This is a genomic window from Corallococcus sp. 4LFB (assembly GCF_046520365.1).
Taxonomy (GTDB): domain Bacteria; phylum Myxococcota; class Myxococcia; order Myxococcales; family Myxococcaceae; genus Corallococcus; species Corallococcus caeni.
In genome coordinates, this window is sequence record NZ_JBKGHJ010000784.1 from 1 (window position 1) to 2605 (window position 2605).

At 69.4% G+C, this 2605-nt stretch carries 3 protein-coding genes and 1 pseudogene; all 4 read right to left on the reverse strand.

What is annotated here, in order from left to right; all coding sequences use genetic code 11:
- Positions 1 to 425: 425 nt before the first annotated feature.
- Complete coding sequence (locus tag ACLEQD_RS41080) at positions 426 to 878, reverse strand: hypothetical protein (protein ID WP_171422125.1); 453 nt, start codon at positions 876 to 878, stop codon at positions 426 to 428.
- On the reverse strand, positions 875 to 1537 hold the full coding sequence (locus ACLEQD_RS41085; RefSeq protein WP_410391364.1) for an anti-sigma factor family protein: 663 nt from the start codon (positions 1535 to 1537) through the stop codon (positions 875 to 877). The genes ACLEQD_RS41080 and ACLEQD_RS41085 overlap by 4 nt, the downstream gene beginning before the upstream one ends.
- Before the next feature lie 84 nt (positions 1538 to 1621).
- Positions 1622 to 2236 carry a sigma-70 family RNA polymerase sigma factor gene (locus ACLEQD_RS41090; protein WP_171422123.1) on the reverse strand — a complete coding sequence of 205 codons (615 nt, stop codon included), beginning with the start codon at positions 2234 to 2236 and terminating at the stop codon, positions 1622 to 1624.
- Between the two features lie 61 nt (positions 2237 to 2297).
- Positions 2298 to 2605 (reverse strand): annotated as a pseudogene (locus tag ACLEQD_RS41095) (Immediate early protein ICP0); the annotation flags it as partial.

Genomic DNA, 2605 nt, shown 5'->3' on the forward strand with positions numbered 1-2605 from the left:
GCCCGCCCCGCCCCGCCGCCCTGCCCGCCCACCGTCCCGCCCGTCCTGCCCTCAGACCCAAGAGCAACTGCCGTGCCGTCGCTCAACTCAGCGTTTTTCGAGGGAAGAAACCCTGGGGCATGCCGTGGGAAGCTGGCAGGACTGACTTTCTTTCAGCCCGGCTCCAGGTAGTTCCGCCCTCTTTCCTGCCCCGCGGTCGCAGGCACACCCCGGCGCACGTCAGGCGCGGGACGAGCGCTCCGACACCGGGACAGCCGGCACACCGCCCACACAGGCGTGGATGTGCGAGGAGGAGGGAAGATTCAGGAGCAGCGGGGCCCTGACGCGGGGCCGCCCGGGAAGGAGGGGGCCATCCAGGCGTCAGGGGGGCTTCCACCGGACGGCGCCTGCCCGAGGGCGGCGCGCATCCGTCACGGCTCACACGGCTACTTCGACGGCGGCACCAGGACGAGGATGAGCTCGCCGCCCACGTGCTTGCCGGCCTTCTGGTACACGGCGCCCTGGCGGCCCAGCTCCACCTCCACGGAGGACTGGTTCGGGATGATGACGCGCAGCGTGGCGCTGCCGTCCTTCATGCCCAGCAGCTGGAGCGACGCGTTCGTCCCGTTGGGGAGCTTCACTTCCGTGGGCTTCTGGGCGCCCACCTCCACCGTGTCCAGGGACATGCGCTTGAAGGACGTGAAGCTGAAGTTCTGCTTCTGGAACGCCTCCTTCATCTTGCCCAGCTCCGGCGGGTCCACCACCGTGCCCTTGTTGGAGGCCAGCACCACCTCCACCTGGACCTTCACCTTCTGCTCCTGGGCGAAGGCCACTGACGGCCCCAGCACCCAGCCCACGGCGAACAGCAGTGCCAGCACCGCCCACGTCGGCTTCGTCATAGCGCTCCTCCGGTGGGCCGGGGCGGGACGGACGGAGCCGACGACGGCTGCCCTTCCTGGCCCTCCGGCTCCACGCTCGATTCCTGGCCTTCCGTCACGCCCGGCTTCTTCTGCCCGTCAGCGGCGCCCTTCACGGTCTCCGGGGCCTGCTCCTGCTCGTCCACCATCCAGATGATGGAGCCGCCGCCCTCCGTCTCCATCACCACCGGGGCCACGCGGGCGCCCTGGTAGGACTGGATGGACTTCACCGTCATGCGCTCGGCGGCGTAGCCCTCCGGCGCGTTGTCGCGCAGCACCAGCGGCAGCGCCACCAGCAGCACCACCGCGGCGGTGGCCAGCGAGGAAATCATCGCGGTGCGCTGGTAGAGGAACATCTCCGACAGGGCCAGCCGCATCCGCTCGATGAGGGGCGGCTTCTCCGGCGTCACCCGGGCCATGACCTTCTGGGCGAAGTCCTTGAAGTCGACGTCGTCCACCGCCATGTCCAGGCCCACCCGCAGCAGCCCGGACTCGGCGCGCAGGTCCGCCGCGCGGCCCGTGCAGTCCCGGCAGGCGGCCAGGTGCCGCTCCACGTTCACGCGCTCCCCGGGAGCGAGTTCACCGTCGATGTAGGGAGACAGGAGCGGTACGAAACGCTCACACGCGGGATTTCCGGCCATACTCTTCACCCTGCGGGCTGGTGGGAATTCGTCGGTGGGACGCGCTCGGGCCCACGGATATTCGAGGAGGCCTTTCTGGCATCCTCATTCGTTGCCCACCCCGCTCTTGGCTTCGTCCAGCTCCAGATAATCCCCCAGGATTTTCTGCACCTTGGCGCGCGCGTGGAAGAGCCGGCTCATCACCGTGCCCTTGGGGATGTCCAGCGTGCGGGCCAGGTCCTCGTAGGACATTCCCTCGATTTCGCGCAGCAGGAGGATGGCGCGGTGCTTCTCCGGCACCGTGGCCAGCGCCTCCTGGATCTTCTCCGCCAGCTCCTTGCGCAGGGCGCTCTTCTGGGGGTTCGTCCCCAGGCGGCTGCCCAGCGCGCCGATGCGGGCCTCGGAGAGGTCCACGTCCTGCGTCTCGTCGTACTCCACGGGCTCGCCGCTGCCCCGGCGCTTGCGCAGCACGTCGATGCAGATGTTGGACGTGATGCGGTAGAGCCACGTGTAGAAGGACGCGTCGCCCTTGAAGTGGTCCAGGTACTTGTAGACCTTGACGAACGCCTCCTGGGAGACGTCCATCGCCTCCTCCTTGTCCTTCAGCATTCCGAGCGCGACGGCGTACACCTTGCGCTGGTAACGCTCGACGAGGAGCTTGAAGGCGCGCTGGTCCCCGCTGCGGACGCGCTTGACGAGTGTGAGGTCGTCGGTGGCCAAGTGCGCGGCACCGTAGCACAGGCCGCGCCAACCCCAAGGCTTTCGACGCGGCCCGTCGCTCCTAGAGGGAGCTGACGAGCGCGATGGCGGCCAGCGCCAGGCCCACCATGGCCAGGACCGCCCCGAACACCATGCGGTCCCACTGGGCCTGGGAGACGGCGGAGTCCTCCGTGTCCTCGCCGGCCCGGAAGGTATGGAGCACGTTCCAGAACATGCGGCCGCCCAGCCGCCGGTCCGTGCGGTTCCGGTCGCGGGGGTCGTCGTTCTGGAGGGGCTGGCCCTGGGCGTCCCGGCGCACGAAGGGGCCGGGCAGGGGCTGGTAGAGGCCGGGGGTGAGCGGGGCGGCCTGCTCGGAGTGGCGCACGTCGG

Excerpts from the sequence above, each read along its gene's own strand:
- ACLEQD_RS41080 (WP_171422125.1), bottom strand. The coding sequence starts at position 878 with ATGACGAAGCCGACGTGGGCGGTGCTGGCACTGCTGTTCGCCGTGGGC.
- ACLEQD_RS41085 (WP_410391364.1), bottom strand. The coding sequence starts at position 1,537 with ATGGCCGGAAATCCCGCGTGTGAGCGTTTCGTACCGCTCCTGTCTCCC.